The sequence below is a fragment of the Streptomyces sp. NPDC026673 genome, from assembly GCF_040638135.1.
GTDB lineage: Bacteria > Actinomycetota > Actinomycetes > Streptomycetales > Streptomycetaceae > Actinacidiphila.
In genome coordinates this window covers 168,238-183,413 of record NZ_JBEZXR010000001.1, presented here as the reverse complement: position 1 = coordinate 183,413, position 15,176 = coordinate 168,238, and the positions used below count along the sequence as shown (strand labels likewise).

Genomic DNA, 15,176 nt, shown 5'->3' with positions numbered 1-15,176 from the left:
GGATGGGAAACTGGAGCCATGACGGAGACCACGATCGGCATCGGCGGCGCGGCCGAGGGCACCGACATGGTGCTGAACATCGGCCCGCAGCACCCCTCGACGCACGGTGTGCTGCGCCTGCGCATGCGCCTGGACGGCGAGCGGATCAGCGCGGTCGAGCCGATCATCGGATACATGCACCGCGGCGCGGAGAAGCTCTTCGAGGCCCGGGACTACCGCCAGATCATCATGCTGGCCAACCGGCACGACTGGCTCTCCGCCTTCTCCAACGAACTCGGCGTGGTGCTCGCCGTGGAGCGCATGCTCGGCATGGAGGTCCCCGAGCGCGCGGTGTGGACCCGCACCCTGCTCGCCGAGCTGAACCGGGTGCTGAACCACCTGATGTTCCTCGGCTCCTACCCCCTGGAGCTGGGCGGGATCACCCCGATCTTCTACGCGTTCCGGGAACGCGAGGATCTCCAGGCGGTCATGGAGGAGGTCTCCGGCGGCCGCATGCACTACATGTTCAACCGCGTCGGCGGCCTCAAGGAGGACCTGCCCAACGGCTGGCACGGCCGGGCGCGCGCCGCCGTCGCCTCCGTGCGGTCGCGGATGGACACCTACGACGACCTCGTACTGGGCAACGAGATCTTCCGGGGCCGCACCCGCGGTGTCGGCGTGCTCAGCGCGGAAAACGTGCACGCGTACGGCGTGAGCGGGCCGATCGCCCGGGCCTCGGGCGTCGACTTCGACCTGCGCCGGGACGAGCCCTACCTGGCCTACGCGGAGCTGGCGGACACCCTGAAGGTGCCCACCCGCACCGCCGGCGACTGCCTGGCCCGCTTCGAGGTGCTGCTGGAGCAGACCCACAACGCCCTGGACCTCGCCGACGCCTGCCTGGACCGGCTGGCCGAGCTGCCCCCGGGGCCGATCAACCAGCGGCTGCCGAAGGTGCTCAAGGCCCCGGAGGGCCACACGTACGCCTGGACGGAGAACCCGCTCGGGCTCAACGGCTACTACCTGGTGTCCAAGGGCGACAAGACGCCGTACCGGCTGAAGCTGCGCTCGGCCTCCTACAACAACGTCCAGGCGCTGGCCGTACTGCTGCCGGGCACGCTGGTGGCCGACATGGTGGCGATCCTGGGCTCGATGTTCTTCGTCGTCGGCGACATCGACAAGTGACGGAACGGCCGGGTGACCCGGCCGGTGATCGGCGGGCCGCCACTGGGCGACCCGCCGGGCGTCAGGAGGACTGGGCGCGCAGCTCGCTGAGGTCCAGCTGCTCGGTCTCGTCGTGCACGGTCAGGTCGATGACCTCGGCCTGCTCCGCGACGGCCTCGTCCCCGACGACGTCGGCGAGGTCCGCCTCCTCGGGCTCCGCCGCCGGCGACTCCTTGGCGGGGGCCTTCTCGCTCTTGGTGCCGAAGAAGTCGAAGCCGCCCTGCGCCCGACTGGCCTGCCTGTTCGGCTTGGCGTACGGCAGCACGGCCGCGGCGACCGCCGGAACGAGCTTGGGCTTGCGCACGGGCAGCGCCGGAGCGCCCCCGGTGCCGCTGCTGGTGGCCTCGGCGGGGCGCTCCCGGACGGCCGTGTCCGCCGCGTGCCGGCCCTGCGGCTCGTCGATGTCCGCGACGTCGCGGCGGCGGGCCTCCTCGACGGTGAGCGCGGCCTGCTGGCGGGCGCCGTTGCGCGGGAGGTCGCGCAGCGCCGCGGCGGCCCGCAGGTACGCGGCGGGGCTGACCGGCGACGAGTACGGCACGGGCAGCGAGGAACCGGCCCCGACGGCCTTCTTCGCGACACGGCCGTCCTCCAGGGCGCGGGCCCGCTCGGACTCGGCGGTGGCGTAGCGCCGCAGCAGGTCCGCGTGCTCCGTGCGGAGCCGGGCCAGCTCGGCGCGCTTGCCGCGCAGCTTGTTCTCCAGCTTGCCGCGCAGCTCCCGGGAGTCCTCGAGGTCCACCTCGAGCTCCGCGATGCGCTCGTCGGCACGCCACTCGTCGCGCACGCGCGCCGTCTTGAGGTCGGCGACCTGCTTGCCGGCGGCGCGGTCCCAGCTGCGCAGCAGGAAGGCACCGCCGCCGGCGACACCGGCCGCCGCGACGACGAACACGCGGAGCAGCACCGGATCACCGATCGCCAGGGCGCCGACAGCGAGGAGCGCGGCGGAGCCGGCGACCGTCGCGGGCGGAAGCAGCCGGTGCAGCGGCTGGGAATGGCGGTGTCGTCCACGGGGCATGGAATGGAACTTAGCGTGCCCGTGCGTCGCGTGGGGCCGCGGCATCCGATTTCTCACCGAACGCACAACGACAAATACGGAGGGCGCTCGCGCGCATACGAAGCGTCGCGCGAGCCCCCTCCGAACGTCAATTCCCGATCTTGCCCGTCAGGGCCTCAGCCCTTCAGCAGACCCTTCGACTTCAGGTAATCCGCGGCGACGTCCTCGGGCTTCTTGCGCTCCGAGTCCACCTGCTTGTTCAGCTCGGTGAGATCGGCCGTCGTGAGCACCTCGGTGAGCTTGCCCAGGGCCTCGGCGACGTCCGCACCGCCGGCTTCCTTCGCGTTGACGACGGGCAGCACGTTGTCCGCGTTCTGCAGGCCCTTGTCGTCCTCCAGGAGCACCAGCCCGAACTGGTCGAGGGTGGCGTCCGTGGTGGTGGTGAGCACCAGCTGGTCGGTGCCGTCCTTGACGGCCTGCTTGGCCTGGACGGTGCCGACTCCCTTGGTGTCGATGGAAGTGACGTCTATGCCGTAGGTCTTCTTCAGGCCCGGCGAGCAGAAGGGGCGGATGGAGCATTCCTCGCCCGCCGCCAGCTTGATCTTGATCTTCGACTTTCCGAGGTCGGAGAGGGTCTTGAGGTTGTTCTTCTCCGCGAAGTCCTTGGTGACCGCGAATGCGTTCTGGTCGACCGCTTCTCCCGCCGGCAACACCTTGAGCCCGCGCGGAGTCGCGAGTTCGGTGAGCGCCTTGACGGTGGCGTCGACATCGGAGGAGGCGACGGGCTCGGCGTCCTTGCCGTTCGCCTTCGCGTTGAGGAATTCCGCGAGCGTGGCGGCGTACTCAGGGACGACGTCGATCTGGCCCTTCTCCAGGGCGGGTTCGTACAGCTCGCGGTTGTCGACGGTCTTGATCGTGGTCTTGTAGCCGGCGTCGGTCAGCACCTGCGCGTACAGCTGGGCGAGGACCGTGCTCTCGGTGAACCCGGCGGAGCCGATGGTGAGGGAGCCCTTGCCACCGCCTGACGAGCTGCCCCCTCCCCCGCCGTTCTTCTCCAGGCTGTCGCCGCCGCAGGCCGCCAGGCCAGCGGAGAGAACCGCCACGGCGGCCACGGCGGTGGCGGTGCGAAGGGCCTTGCTCATGAGAACTCCATCTGAGGTGTGGGACGGGCAGGTCTTCGGGCGGGCCGGGCCTTCCGCGTGGGGGACAGCAGCCGCTGCAGCGCCAGGAAGACCCCCTCCACCAGCAGGGCGAGCGCGGCCACGAGCACCGCGCCCGCGACGACCTTCGCCGTGTCGTACTGGGCGAAGCCCGCGGTGATGATGCGGCCGAGGCCGCCCTCGCCGGGGATCGCGGCGAGCGTGGCGGTGGCGACGACCTGGACGGCGGCCGAGCGCACCCCGCTCATGACGAAGGGCGCGGCGAGCGGCAGCTCCACCCGGAAGAGCAGTTGGCCGCCGGTCATCCCCATGCCCCGGGCGGCCTCCACCGCGTCCCGGTCGACCTGGTGCATGCCGACGTACGTGTTGGTGAGCAGCGGCGGTACGGCGAACAGCACCAGCGCGATGATCGTGGGCCAGTAACGCGCCGAGTTCGTCGCGACGATGAGCAGCACCAGGACGGCGAAGGTGGGCACCGCCCGCCCGATGTTGGAGAGGTTCACCGCGAGCGCGCCGCCCCTGCCGAGGTGGCCGAGGAGGACCGCGACCGGCAGGGCCAGCACACAGGCGATGGTCATCGACACGGAGGTCAGCACGAGATGCTCGGCGAGCCGCTGCAGCACCCCGTCGGTACCCGTCCAGTTGGTGCCCGTGGTCAGCCAGCCCCACGCGCCGGGAATCGCCCCCATCACCCCACCGCCTTCGCGGCCCTGGTCCACGGCGTGAGCAGCCGCTGCACTCCCAGCAGCAGCAGGTCGGCCGCGAGGGCGAACACCACGCAGATCACGGACGCGGTGAGCACCTCGGCCTTGAAGAAGCTCTGCATGCCGTCCTTGATGAGGTTGCCGAGGCCGCCGTAACCGACGATCGCACCCACCGTGGTGAGGGACACCGTGGCGACCGTGGCGATGCGCACGCCCGCCATCACCGCGGGCAGCGCCAGCGGCAGCTCGACCTCCCACAGCAGGCGTATCGGCCCGTAGCCCATCCCGCGCGCCGCCTCCCGCGCGTCCTCGGGAACGGCGTCCAGTCCGGCCAGGAAGTTCCTGACCAGGATGGTCAGCGAATACAGGGTCAGGCCGGTGACGACCACCGACGCGGAGATCCCGAACACCGGCAGCAGCAGCGAGAAGAGCGCCAGCGACGGGATCGTGTAGAGCACCGTCGTCACCGCCAGCACCGGCGCCTCGGCCGCCCGCCATCGACGGGCGATCAGGGCCAGCGGCAGCGCGAGCAGGATGCCCGCCGTCACCGACGCGAGCGTGATCCACAGATGCTGGACGCCCGCCTCCACCAACTCATGGCTGCGTGTGCGGACGTACTCTCCGCAGATCCAGTCGTTCGCCGCGAGGCAATCCCGTCCCCCCATGCCCTCCCACCTCCCCCGCCCGGTTCACGTCATGCAGGTGAGCGTAAACCCGGGCACCGACATTCCCGGGGTTCGGCCACATGCTCGCAACACCCCCTTCACATCCATGGCGGACGGTGTACGAAGCTGGGGGGTGACGCCGCACCGCCCAGCGCCGACGAGAGGTCCCGATGATCCGCTTCGAGAACGTCACCAAGCGCTACCCCGACGGCACCACCGCCGTCGACGACCTGTCCTTCGAGGTCGGCGACGGCGAACTCGTCACCCTCGTCGGACCGTCCGGCTGCGGCAAGACCACGACGATGAAGATGGTCAACCGGCTCATCGAGCCCACCGCCGGCCGGATCCTGCTGGACGGCGAGGACATCGCCGCCATCGACCCGGTCCGGCTGCGCCGCCGCATCGGCTACGTCATCCAGAACGTCGGGCTGTTCCCCCACAAGACCGTGCTGGAGAACACCGAGACCGTGCCGCACCTGCTCGGCTGGACCCGCGCCAAGCGCCGCGCGCGGGCCGCCGAGTTGCTGGAACTGGTCGGCCTGGACCCGACCGTGCACGGCTCCCGGTACCCCGAGCAGCTCTCCGGCGGCCAGCGGCAGCGGGTCGGCGTCGCGCGGGCCCTGGCGGCCGACCCCCCGCTGCTGCTGATGGACGAGCCCTTCGGCGCCGTCGACCCGGTGGTGCGCGAGCGGTTGCAGTCGGAGTTCCTGCGACTGCAGGAACAGGTGCGCAAGACCGTGCTGTTCGTCACCCATGACATCGAGGAGGCGGTCCGGCTCGGCGACCGCATGGCCGTCTTCGGCCCCGGCCGGATCGAGCAGTACGACACCCCCGCGACCGTGCTGGGCTCTCCCGCCACGCCCTATGTGGCCGACTTCGTCGGTTCCGACCGCGGCCTCAAGCGGCTCTCCGTCACGCCGATCGAGGCCTCCGACCTCGAGCACCCGCCCGTTGTGCGCGCCGGTTCCCCCGCCGCGGAGGCCGCCGCGGTCCTCGCCGAGCAGGGCGACCCCTACGCCGTCGTCCTCGACGGTGACGGCGCGCTGCGCGGCTACGTCGCCGCGGGCACCCTCACCTCGGGCACCGTCGCCGACCACACCCGCCGCCTGGAGGCCTGGGTACCGGTGGGCGCGCCCCTGAAGCAGGCGTTCAGCGCGATGCTGCAGCACGACGCGGGGTGGATAGCCGTGGTGGACGGCGACCGCTTCGCCGGCGTGCTGACCCCGGCGACGCTCCACGCCGCCCTGCGCCGTTCGGTCAACGAGGAGGCCGAGGACCGGACCCTGGCGGCGGGATAGCGCCGCCGTCGCCGGGGGGCGCCCCGGCACTCGGTGGCGTGCGCGACCGGGGCGGGTGACAATCGCCGAGTCGGGCCGAGCGCCGATGCCTCCTGATGCGGAGCGTTCCATGACCACCCCACGGGACCTGACCATCACCGCCCTGGAGCGGGCGGCAGAGCGCTCCGTGGAACCGGGCGACCTCTCCCTCGCGCTCGCGGCGGCCGAGGCGATCGATCTCCTGCCCGCCGGGGCCGTCACCCTGGCCGGCGACCGCCTCGTGCCGGCCGGCCACCCGGCGATCACCGACCATCTGCTGGCCGAGGCCGCCTCGGCGCTTCTGCGCGAGGCCCCGTACGAGACCGTCGGCGACTGGCTGTGGCGAAGGGGCCGCAACCTCGCCGACACCTACCTGACCCGCCTAGAGGCCGAGGGAGAGCTCGTACGGGAGCAGCGCCGGCGCTGGCTGTTCCTGCACAGCGACCACGTCGTACTGGCCGACTCCCCCACCCGGCGCGGCGCGGCCGCCCGGCTGGCGGCGGACGAACCCGTCCTGGCCGCCCTCACCCGGGCGATCGGCTTCCGCGGCGGGCCGGCCGCGGACGCGGCACCCGATGTGACCGACCGCGCCGCGGCCCGCGTCCTGACCGCCCTCGACGACGCGCTGGCCGAGCTGGCTGCCGAACGGAAGCGGCGCTCCCATCGCCAGGCCGACGCCGCGGCGGAGAACGTCCGGCGCGGCTACTGAGGGGTCGGTTGCCGGGTGGGTCGGCTGTCTCGCCGTCTCGCGCCCTTCGGTCGCACAGCGGCGGGCTGCGGACGGGGAGGGTGGGGGCGGGCCTTCGCTGCGGTGTGCGGGCCGGTGGGTGGCGGGGGTTCAGGCGCCGGAGCGGGGTGCCTCTCCGGTGGTGCCGGTCTCGTTGCCGTCCGCGCGTATAGATGACCGCTTCCACGCCATCGGTGGGTGGTGGGCGCGCCCGCCGTAACCGGCGACTGCGGCTGATTCGGGGTGCTGTCGAGCCGTTGAAGGGGACATCGGGCTCGCTTTCGCCGACATAGTCGGCGGAACAGAGCCCGATCTTTGAACCGGAGAAGATCGGGCACGCCCGACGAGAGCCGCCCCCACCCCCCATCCGCAGCCCGCCGCTGTGCGACCGAAGGGAGCGAGACGGCGCGTCAGCCAAGCCACCGGCCCAGCCCAGGCCGCGACCCCTACGACCCCCGCGCCCCTGCAGATACTCCGCTACGCCCGGCCGCCGACCGCGCCGGTGCGGTTGTCGTCCTCGTCCTCCGGAAGGCGGCACACCCGCTCCAGGAAGAGCGCGGCGGCACACACCGCGACTCCGGCGATCACCGCCGTTCCCGCGTAGATCGCCTGGTCGCGGCGGGGGTCGTTGTCCAGCTGGTACATCACGAGGAAGACGCACACTCCGCCGTACATGCCCGCGACGAGCGCGGCGACCAGTGCGCTGGCCTGCCCGAAGACCACCGAGCGGGCGGCCAGCAAGGGATCCACCCCCTTCGCGCCCGGACGGCGCTCACGCTGCGCGCGCAGCCGGGAGCGCAGCGACAGCGCGGTCGCCGCCAGCACGGCGGCGATCAGCGCCAGCACGATCGGGGCGGCCACCGGCACGCCCGGCAGGGTGCCGAGCGAATCCCAGAGCTTCGCACCCGCCCACGAGAGCACCCCTGCCACCACGAACAGTCCGACCAGAGTCCTGATGCGCAGCGCCTTCACCGAGTGCTCGCTCCCCACATCACATCGACGAACGTAACGACGGGATCGTAACGATTACTCCGGCAGCCTGAGTTCCACGTCGCCCCTGGCCCACACGCTCTCCCGGCCCACGCCGGCCAGCAACCCGGCCACCGGGCCCTGCCCCGGCAGCTCGGCCGCCGGGTCGATGTCGAGCCACGGGGCCAGCACGAAGGCCCGCTGGTGTGCCCGCGGATGCGGGAGCGTCAGCTCGGGGTCGTCGGAGACGAAGCCCTGGTAGGCGACGATGTCGACATCGATGGTGCGGGCGCCCCAGCGCTCGCTGCGGGTCCGGGCGAAGGCGTCCTCGATCGCCCGGCCGCGCTCCAGCAGCGAGGAGGGCGGGAGCGTCGTCCTGATCAGGACGACGGCGTTGAAGTAGTTCGGCTGCGAGCCCGGCTCGACGCCCCAGGGCTCCGTCTCGTAGACCGGGGAGACCTTCTTGACCCGCACGCCCGGAGTGTCCTCCAGGGCGTCCACGGCGCCCTGGAGCGTCTCCAGGCGGTTGCCGAGATTGCTCCCCAGCGAGATGACGGCGAACTTCGGATTCTGCAGCGTCGAGTCCGCGGCGTCGACCTGTGCGACGACGGAGGCCGGGACCGGCTGCACGGTGGGGTCGTAGCTCACGGGCGCCTCCGGGTGATCGTGACGGACACATCGCTGAACGGGACGGTGATCGGGGCCTGTGGCTTGTGCACGGTGACCTCCACCTCCTGGACCAGGTCGTGCTTGAGCACCCGGTCGGCGATCCGCTGGGCCAAGGTCTCGATCAGGTCCACGGGCTCGCCCTCGACGACGGCGGTGACCTCCTCGGCCACGATGCCGTAGTGCACGGTCCTGGTCAGGTCGTCCGTGGCGGCCGCGGGAGCGGTGTCCAGACCGAGGACGAGGTCCACGAAGAAGTCCTGGCCCTCCCGGCGCTCGTGTTCGAACACGCCGTGGTGCCCGCGGGCCTTCAGGCCGCGCAGCGCGACACGATCCACGATTCACTCCCGCTGGTCGTCGTACGGACGGACGGGCGCGGTCCGCCCGCCCAGCGGGAGGGGTGAGCCGCACTGCCCTTTACTCGAATCTACCTTCGACCACCGACAGTCCCCAGTACCGGGCACCGAGGCAGCCGACCGCCCCGCGCTTACCCCGGGGCGGACCGGCCTACTCCGGCCGTCACCACTTCTTGGCTCGAACGAGTGGTCAGAAGGGCTCAGGCTGACCCTTCTCCGCCGTTGTCGGCGTCCTCCGCGTCGTCCTCGTCGATCCCGTCGGCCATCACCGGGGAGCCGTGGTGCACCCACAGCCGCCAGCCCTCCGGTGTGCGCCGAAACACATTCGTGGCGACCACAAGGCCGCCGACCAGCGAGCCCATCTCGCCCTCCTCCTCGGCGGGGCCGCCGGTGAGGATGTTCTCCGTGCAGGTCACCAGGGCCGTGTCCCCGTCGACGGCCACCTCGACGTCCGTGAGGAAGAACTGGATGTACTCGGTGTTCGCCATGATCAGGGCGTACGAGCGCATCACCTCGCGGCGGCCGCGCAGCACCGGCCAGCCCGGATGCACCACGGACACCGTCTCCGCGAGCGGGCCGGTCAGCACCAGCTCCTCCAGCGCGTCCAGGTCGGACCGCTCCACGGCGTCGTAGAACGCCTGGTTCGCCTGTTCGACCTGCGCGGCCTCAGCCGTACGCGGCGTCACTGCGCCCCCCTCTCGTCGCCCGTTCCCCGTTCACCGTGCCCCTGCCCCTTCCAGCGCCCGTGCGACGCGTACGGCGTCCGCGCTGTCGTGTACCTCGTGCACCCGCACCGCCCAGGCACCGCGGCCCGCCACGATGGCGGTCACGGCGGCCGTGGCGGCGTCCCGTTCCCTCGCAGGCGGCGGGTCACCGCCCTCGCCCGCCAGCACGCGGCCCAGGAACCGCTTGCGGGAGGCCGCGATCAGCAGGGGCCGGCCGAGTGCCAGCAGGTCCTCGATGCGGGCGATCAGGGCCAGGTCGTGCTCGGCGTTCTTCGCGAAGCCCAGCCCCGGGTCGAGGATGATCCGCTCCGGGTCGATGCCGCCCGCCACCGCGTGGTCGAGGCTGCGCCGCAGCTCCGCGGTGACCTCGCCGACGACGTCCTCGTAGACCGCCCGGTTGTTCATGTCGATGCTCTGGCCGCGCCAGTGCATCACGATGAACGGGCTGCCCGTCGCCGCCACGACCGGGATCATCGCCGGGTCGGCGAGGCCGCCGCTGACGTCGTTGACGAGCACCGCGCCCGCCTCGACCGCCTTCTCCGCGACCGAGGCGCGCATCGTGTCGACGCTCACCACGACCCCCGCCCTGGTCAGCTCCCGGACCACCGGGATCACCCGGCGCAGCTCCTCCGCCTCGCCCACCCGCGCCGCGCCCGGACGGGTCGACTCGCCGCCGACGTCCACCAGGTCGGCGCCGGCCGCGACGAGGTCCAGTCCGTGCTTGACCGCCAGATCCGTGTCGAACCACTCGCCGCCGTCGGAGAACGAGTCCGGCGTGACGTTCACCACGCCCATGACCGCGCACCGGTCCCAGGACGGCAATCCGGCCACGCGGCCGCGCATCGTACCCATGGGGCCAGCCTAGAGCGGGCGGCTCACCGCAGGCGCCGGGAGGCCCACGCGGGGAGGGCCAGGGTGACGAATCCCTCGGCCTGCATGGCGGCCAGGCCGATGCGGGGCAGGTCCTTGGTGGCCCGGAAGACCAGGAAGCGCGGCAGCCACTCGGGCTGGAACTTGGCGTTGAACTTGTACAGGGACTCGATCTGGAACCACCGGGACAGGAAGACCAGCAGCCCGCGCCAGGTCCGCAGCACCGGTCCCGCGCCCAGCCGCTCCCCGCGGGCCAGCGCCGACCGGAACATCGCGAAGTTCAGCGAGACCCGCCGCACGCCCAGTCCCGGTGCCTCGCGCAGCGCGGCGACGATCAGCAGTTCGTTCAGCCCCGGGTCGGCGGACCGGTCGCGCCGCATCAGGTCCAGCGACATACCGTCGCCGCCCCACGGCACGAAGTGCAGCACCGCCCTCAGCACGTCCTGCGCGTCGTGCGCCGTCACCACCACGCACTCCTCGTCCGCCGGGTCGCCGAAGCGGCCCAGAGCCATGGAGAAGCCGCGCTCGGTGTCCGTGCCGCGCCAGGCGTCGGCCGCCCTGCGGACGCTGTCGCGCTCCTCCTCGCCCAGCTCCGCCACGCGCCGGACCCGGCAGCGGTAGCCCGCGCGCTCGATGCGCTTGACCATCTGCCGCACGTTGCGCATCGCCCGGCCCGACAACGAGAAGCAGGAGGTCTCGACGATCGCCTCGTCGCCCAGCTCCAGGGCGTCCAGCCCGGTCTCCCGGGTCCACACCTCGCCGCCGGTCTCGCTGCAGCCCATGACCGCCGGGATCCACGCGTGCGCCCGGGCCTCCGCCATGAACCGCTGTATCGCCCCCGGCCAGGCCTCCACGTCGCCGATGGGGTCGCCGCTGGCCAGCATCACCCCGGAGACCACGCGGTAGCAGACCGCCGCCTTGCCGCTCGGCGAGAAGACCACGCTCTTGTCGCGGCGCAGCGCGAAGTGCCCCAGCGAGTCGCGGGCGCCGTGCCGGGCCAGCAGTTCCCTCAGCCGCCCCTCGTCGCCCGAGGTCAGCTCGGCGACCGGACGGGCCGGACGCAGCGCCAGGTACGCGGTGGTGGCGGCGATCAGGAAGCCCAGCCCGCCCAGCGAGTACGCGACGATGTCGGCCGCCTCGTCGGTGGCGTAGGCGACCGGCCCGTCGAAGCCGAGGAGCCCGTAGAGCACCTCCGCCAGGCGGTCCGTCCAGGACGGATCGGCCGGGCCGCCGGCCGGGTGGGCACTGACGATGACCAGTCCCAGGACCAGGCTGAGCACGCTCAGTCCCACGAAGGCCGCGACCGCCCGCAGCCGTGTGCGCGGATCGCCGAGCGCCGAGAACTCCGCGCGGTACCGGATCAGCAGGGCCAGCAGGAGCGTGGAGAGCGCTGCCCCGCCCAGCGAGTGCCGGTGCAGCACCTGGGCCACCGCGCCGACCGGCAGCAGCAGGACCGCCGCCCGCCAGGCGCGCTTCTTCCCCCGCTTGAGGGCGTGCGCCAGCATCAGCATGAGGATGCCGGTGACCACCCCCGCCGCCGCGGCCACCGAGGTGACGGTCCCCGGGAAGACCCCGGCCAGCACATGCATCCGGCTGTGCCGGAACCCGGGGAACACCCCTGCCGCCAGATCCAGCAGCCCCACCAGCGCGCACGCCGTCCCCACCGCGCGCGGCGCGGCGGACGCCGGCATCAGCCGCGGGAGCCGCCGTATCCCGTCGCCGCGCACCGGGACGCCGGGCTCTTCCTCCACGAAGACAGACATCGCTCACCCAGCCCCGGCGACGCGGATGACCACCGCGTGCCCCACTCTCGTCGGAGATTTGCGCCCTGTAGGACGTGAACTCCGACGGGTGGGTTGCGTCGCCGGACCGTGAGTCGTGGGCCGTGTTCCGCCCGGCGGGGACCGTGGGCCAAGGGGGCGGGAACCCCTCGGGTCACTTGGCCATGATCAGGCTCATGGCCTCCGCCCGGGTCGCGGAGTCGCGCAGTTGGCCCCGCACCGCCGAGGTGATGGTCTTCGCGCCGGGCTTGCGGACCCCGCGCATCGTCATGCACATGTGCTCGCACTCGATGACCACGATCACGCCGCGCGGTTCGAGTATCCGCATGAGGGAGTCCGCGATCTGCGTGGTGAGCCGCTCCTGCACCTGCGGACGGCGCGCGAAGACGTCGACGAGCCGGGCCAGCTTCGACAGTCCGGTGATCTTGCCGTCCGTCGAGGGGATGTAGCCGACATGGGCCACGCCCACGAACGGCACCAGGTGGTGCTCGCAGCTCGACAGCACCTCGATGTCCTTGACCAGGACCATCTCGTCGTGCCCCAGGTCGAAGGTCGTCGTCAGGACGTCCTCCGGCTCCTGGTAGAGGCCCGCGAAGATCTCCCGGTACGCCCGCGCGACCCGCGCCGGGGTCTCCCGCAGTCCCTCGCGGTCGGGGTCCTCCCCGACCGCGAGCAGCAGCTCACGGACCGCGTTCTCGGCACGCTTCTCGTCGAACTCGCCGATGCGGCGCAGATCGTCCTCAAGGGTCACCGGGTCGGTCATGTGTGCCTCGTTCCTCATACGGACTGCCAAATGCGCGAACCGCGGGAAACGCGGCAACCGCAGCGCCCCCCAGGATAGGAAACCTGGGGGGCGCGGTACGCATTCCGGTGTCCGTGACCAAGGCCACGTCGCGGGCGTCAGGACTCCGGGTTGGAGTCCTCCGGAAGCTCCACCGTCTCGGCGGACTTGCTCAGGGAGGCCGCCGTGGTGCTGCCGTTGGCCGTCGGCTGGGTGCCGTTGGTCAGGGCGAGCTCCCGGGGCGAGAGCACCGGCGGGCGGGTCGACGGCGTACGCCGCGAGGAACCCGTCCAGGCCGGACGCGGCGGGCGCTTGACGATCGACTTGAAGATCTCGGCGATCTCCTCCTTGTTCAGCGTCTCCTTCTCCAGGAGGGCCAGAACCAGGTTGTCGAGGACGTCGCGGTTCTCGACCAGGATCTCCCACGCCTCGTTGTGCGCGGTCTCGATGAGCTTCTTGACCTCTTCGTCGACCAGCCCGGCGACCTCTTCCGAGTAGTCGCGCTGGTGCGACATCTCACGGCCGAGGAAGGGCTCCGAGTCGCTCGTGCCGAACTTGATCGCGCCGAGCCGCTCGGTCATGCCGTACTGGGTCACCATCGCGCGGGCCGTTGCGGTGGCCTTCTCGATGTCGTCGGCGGCACCCGTGGTCGGGTCGTGGAAGACCAGCTCCTCCGCCGCGCGGCCGCCCATGGTCATGGCGAGCCGGTCGAGCATCTCGTTGCGCGTGGTGGAGTACTTGTCCTCGTCCGGCAGCACCATCGTGTAGCCGAGGGCGCGGCCGCGGGACAGGATCGTGATCTTGTGGACCGGGTCGCTGTTCGGAGAAGCCGCCGCGACCAGGGCGTGACCGCCCTCGTGGTACGCGGTGATCTTCTTCTCCTTGTCGGACATGATCCGGGTGCGCTTCTGCGGGCCGGCCACGACGCGGTCGATGGCCTCGTCCAGCATCGCGTTGTCGACCAGCTTCTTGTCGCTGCGCGCGGTGAGCAGCGCCGCCTCGTTGAGGACGTTCGCCAGGTCCGCGCCGGTGAAGCCGGGGGTGCGGCGGGCGACGGCCTTGAGGTCGACGTCCGGGGCGACCGGCTTGCCCTTCTGGTGGACCTGGAGGATCTCCAGACGGCCCTGAAGGTCGGGGCGGTCGACCGCGATCTGCCGGTCGAAACGGCCCGGACGCAGCAGCGCCGGGTCCAGGATGTCCGGGCGGTTGGTGGCGGCGATCAGGATGACGCCGCCCTTGACGTCGAAGCCGTCCATCTCGACCAGCAGCTGGTTCAGCGTCTGCTCGCGCTCGTCGTGGCCGCCGCCGAGGCCCGCACCGCGGTGCCGGCCGACGGCGTCGATCTCGTCGACGAAGACGATGGCCGGGGCGTTCGCCTTGGCCTGCTCGAACAGGTCGCGGACACGCGAGGCGCCGACACCCACGAACATCTCGACGAAGTCGGAACCGGAGATCGAGTAGAACGGGACGCCCGCCTCGCCGGCGACAGCGCGCGCGAGGAGCGTCTTGCCCGTTCCGGGCGGGCCGTACAGCAGCACACCCTTGGGGATCTTGGCGCCCACGGCCTGGAACTTGGCCGGCTCCTGCAGGAACTCCTTGATCTCCTGGAGCTCCTCCACCGCCTCGTCCGAGCCGGCGACGTCGGCGAAGGTGGTCTTCGGGGTGTCCTTGGTGATCAGCTTGGCCTTGGACTTCCCGAAGTTCATCACTCGGGAGCCGCCGCCCTGCATCTGATTCATCAGGAACAGGAAGACCACGACGATGAGGACGAAGGGCAGCAGCGACAGCAGGATGCCGACGAAGGCGTTCTGCTTCGAGGGCGCGACGGTGTAACCGTCGGGCAGCGTGTTCTTGTCGCCGTCGTCGACCTTCGTCTGCAGGATCTTGGCGACTTCGACGCCCTGGTCGCCGATGTAACTCGCCTTGATCTTGGAGCCCAGGTCCTTGCCGCCTACCTTGGCGCCGTCCTTGAGCTCGACCTTGATCGTGTTCTCGTCGCCGGTGGTCAGCTCGGCGGACTTGGCCTCGTTGCTGTTGATGGCCTCGATGGCCTGGCCGGTGTCCACCGTCTTGTAGCCGCCGGACGAACCAACGACCTGCATCAAGACGACCACAGCGAGGACAGCCAGCACGATCCACATGACTGGCCCACGGAAATAGCGCTTCACGTCCATCCATGCGGGGCGATCACGCCCCGTCCCTCCTGCCACAGTGAGGCATCGCGGCCGGAGGGCCGCCGATGCATCCGGTGTATGAACCGACCTT

The 15,176-nt window shown here is 71.4% G+C and carries 15 protein-coding genes; 3 read left to right on the top strand and 12 right to left on the bottom strand.

Features of this window, described 5'->3' with window-relative positions; genetic code table 11:
* The first annotated feature begins 18 nt into the window (after positions 1-18).
* Positions 19-1,161 carry an NADH-quinone oxidoreductase subunit D gene (locus AB0F62_RS00855; RefSeq protein WP_361790414.1) on the top strand — a complete coding sequence of 381 codons (1,143 nt, stop codon included), beginning with the start codon at positions 19-21 and terminating at the stop codon, positions 1,159-1,161.
* A gap of 61 nt (positions 1,162-1,222) precedes the next feature.
* On the opposite strand, the gene AB0F62_RS00850 is transcribed toward AB0F62_RS00855, so the two are convergent.
* The 4 genes from AB0F62_RS00850 to AB0F62_RS00835 all read right to left on the bottom strand — a co-directional run bounded on the left by AB0F62_RS00850 (position 1,223) and on the right by AB0F62_RS00835 (position 4,720).
* Positions 1,223-2,212, bottom strand: coding sequence for a hypothetical protein (locus AB0F62_RS00850; protein ID WP_361790411.1), 990 nt, complete (start codon positions 2,210-2,212; stop codon positions 1,223-1,225).
* A gap of 155 nt (positions 2,213-2,367) precedes the next feature.
* Entirely contained in the window at positions 2,368-3,333 is a 966-nt protein-coding gene (locus AB0F62_RS00845) for an ABC transporter substrate-binding protein (RefSeq protein ID WP_361790408.1), read from the bottom strand.
* On the bottom strand, positions 3,330-4,040 hold the full coding sequence (locus tag AB0F62_RS00840; RefSeq protein WP_361790405.1) for an ABC transporter permease: 711 nt from the start codon (positions 4,038-4,040) through the stop codon (positions 3,330-3,332). The genes AB0F62_RS00845 and AB0F62_RS00840 overlap by 4 nt, the downstream gene beginning before the upstream one ends.
* Positions 4,040-4,720, bottom strand: a complete 681-nt coding sequence (locus AB0F62_RS00835) for an ABC transporter permease (RefSeq protein ID WP_361790402.1) — start codon at positions 4,718-4,720, stop codon at positions 4,040-4,042. The genes AB0F62_RS00840 and AB0F62_RS00835 overlap by 1 nt, the downstream gene beginning before the upstream one ends.
* A 170-nt stretch (positions 4,721-4,890) precedes the next feature.
* On the opposite strand from AB0F62_RS00835, the gene AB0F62_RS00830 reads away from it, so the two are divergent.
* Positions 4,891-6,018: a betaine/proline/choline family ABC transporter ATP-binding protein gene (locus AB0F62_RS00830; protein WP_361790399.1), complete on the top strand. Its 1,128-nt coding sequence runs from the start codon at positions 4,891-4,893 to the stop codon at positions 6,016-6,018.
* A gap of 109 nt (positions 6,019-6,127) precedes the next feature.
* Complete coding sequence (locus AB0F62_RS00825; protein ID WP_361790396.1) at positions 6,128-6,745, top strand: GPP34 family phosphoprotein; 618 nt, start codon at positions 6,128-6,130, stop codon at positions 6,743-6,745.
* Positions 6,746-7,240: 495 nt separating this feature from the next.
* On the opposite strand, the gene AB0F62_RS00820 is transcribed toward AB0F62_RS00825, so the two are convergent.
* From AB0F62_RS00820 to ftsH, 8 genes are all read right to left on the bottom strand, one after another.
* A complete protein-coding gene (locus tag AB0F62_RS00820) occupies positions 7,241-7,735 on the bottom strand; it encodes a DUF3180 domain-containing protein (RefSeq protein ID WP_361790786.1) in 495 nt (164 codons plus the stop codon).
* 54 nt (positions 7,736-7,789) lie between these two features.
* Positions 7,790-8,380 (bottom strand): 2-amino-4-hydroxy-6-hydroxymethyldihydropteridine diphosphokinase, encoded by a 591-nt coding sequence (gene folK, locus AB0F62_RS00815; RefSeq protein ID WP_361790393.1) that lies wholly within the window; start codon positions 8,378-8,380, stop codon positions 7,790-7,792.
* A complete protein-coding gene (gene folB / locus AB0F62_RS00810) occupies positions 8,377-8,736 on the bottom strand; it encodes a dihydroneopterin aldolase (RefSeq protein ID WP_361790390.1) in 360 nt (119 codons plus the stop codon). Before folB ends, folK begins: the two co-directional genes overlap by 4 nt.
* Positions 8,737-8,954: 218 nt before the next feature.
* Complete coding sequence (locus AB0F62_RS00805) at positions 8,955-9,440, bottom strand: nuclear transport factor 2 family protein (protein ID WP_361790387.1); 486 nt, start codon at positions 9,438-9,440, stop codon at positions 8,955-8,957.
* A 30-nt stretch (positions 9,441-9,470) separates the two neighbouring features.
* The gene (gene folP, locus AB0F62_RS00800) at positions 9,471-10,331 is read right to left on the bottom strand and encodes a dihydropteroate synthase (protein WP_361790384.1); all 861 of its coding nucleotides are present in this window, start codon (positions 10,329-10,331) and stop codon (positions 9,471-9,473) included.
* 23 nt (positions 10,332-10,354) lie between these two features.
* The gene (locus tag AB0F62_RS00795; RefSeq protein WP_361790783.1) at positions 10,355-12,040 is read right to left on the bottom strand and encodes a phosphatidylglycerol lysyltransferase domain-containing protein; all 1,686 of its coding nucleotides are present in this window, start codon (positions 12,038-12,040) and stop codon (positions 10,355-10,357) included.
* 244 nt (positions 12,041-12,284) lie between these two features.
* Positions 12,285-12,893 carry a GTP cyclohydrolase I FolE gene (gene folE / locus AB0F62_RS00790; RefSeq protein ID WP_361790381.1) on the bottom strand — a complete coding sequence of 203 codons (609 nt, stop codon included), beginning with the start codon at positions 12,891-12,893 and terminating at the stop codon, positions 12,285-12,287.
* Between the two features lie 137 nt (positions 12,894-13,030).
* Positions 13,031-15,085, bottom strand: coding sequence for an ATP-dependent zinc metalloprotease FtsH (ftsH, locus tag AB0F62_RS00785; protein WP_361790378.1), 2,055 nt, complete (start codon positions 15,083-15,085; stop codon positions 13,031-13,033).
* Positions 15,086-15,176 lie beyond the last annotated feature (91 nt).

What these genes read in the sequence shown, in the direction of transcription:
- AB0F62_RS00855 (WP_361790414.1), top strand. Translation starts at nt 19, where the DNA reads ATGACGGAGACCACGATCGGCATCGGCGGCGCGGCCGAGGGCACCGAC.
- AB0F62_RS00850 (WP_361790411.1), bottom strand. Translation starts at nt 2,212, where the DNA reads ATGCCCCGTGGACGACACCGCCATTCCCAGCCGCTGCACCGGCTGCTT.
- AB0F62_RS00845 (WP_361790408.1), bottom strand. Translation starts at nt 3,333, where the DNA reads ATGAGCAAGGCCCTTCGCACCGCCACCGCCGTGGCCGCCGTGGCGGTT.
- AB0F62_RS00840 (WP_361790405.1), bottom strand. Translation starts at nt 4,040, where the DNA reads ATGGGGGCGATTCCCGGCGCGTGGGGCTGGCTGACCACGGGCACCAAC.
- AB0F62_RS00835 (WP_361790402.1), bottom strand. Translation starts at nt 4,720, where the DNA reads ATGGGGGGACGGGATTGCCTCGCGGCGAACGACTGGATCTGCGGAGAG.
- AB0F62_RS00830 (WP_361790399.1), top strand. Translation starts at nt 4,891, where the DNA reads ATGATCCGCTTCGAGAACGTCACCAAGCGCTACCCCGACGGCACCACC.
- AB0F62_RS00825 (WP_361790396.1), top strand. Translation starts at nt 6,128, where the DNA reads ATGACCACCCCACGGGACCTGACCATCACCGCCCTGGAGCGGGCGGCA.
- folP (WP_361790384.1), bottom strand. Translation starts at nt 10,331, where the DNA reads ATGGGTACGATGCGCGGCCGCGTGGCCGGATTGCCGTCCTGGGACCGG.
- AB0F62_RS00795 (WP_361790783.1), bottom strand. Translation starts at nt 12,040, where the DNA reads ATGCCGGCGTCCGCCGCGCCGCGCGCGGTGGGGACGGCGTGCGCGCTG.
- folE (WP_361790381.1), bottom strand. Translation starts at nt 12,893, where the DNA reads ATGACCGACCCGGTGACCCTTGAGGACGATCTGCGCCGCATCGGCGAG.
- ftsH (WP_361790378.1), bottom strand. Translation starts at nt 15,085, where the DNA reads ATGGACGTGAAGCGCTATTTCCGTGGGCCAGTCATGTGGATCGTGCTG.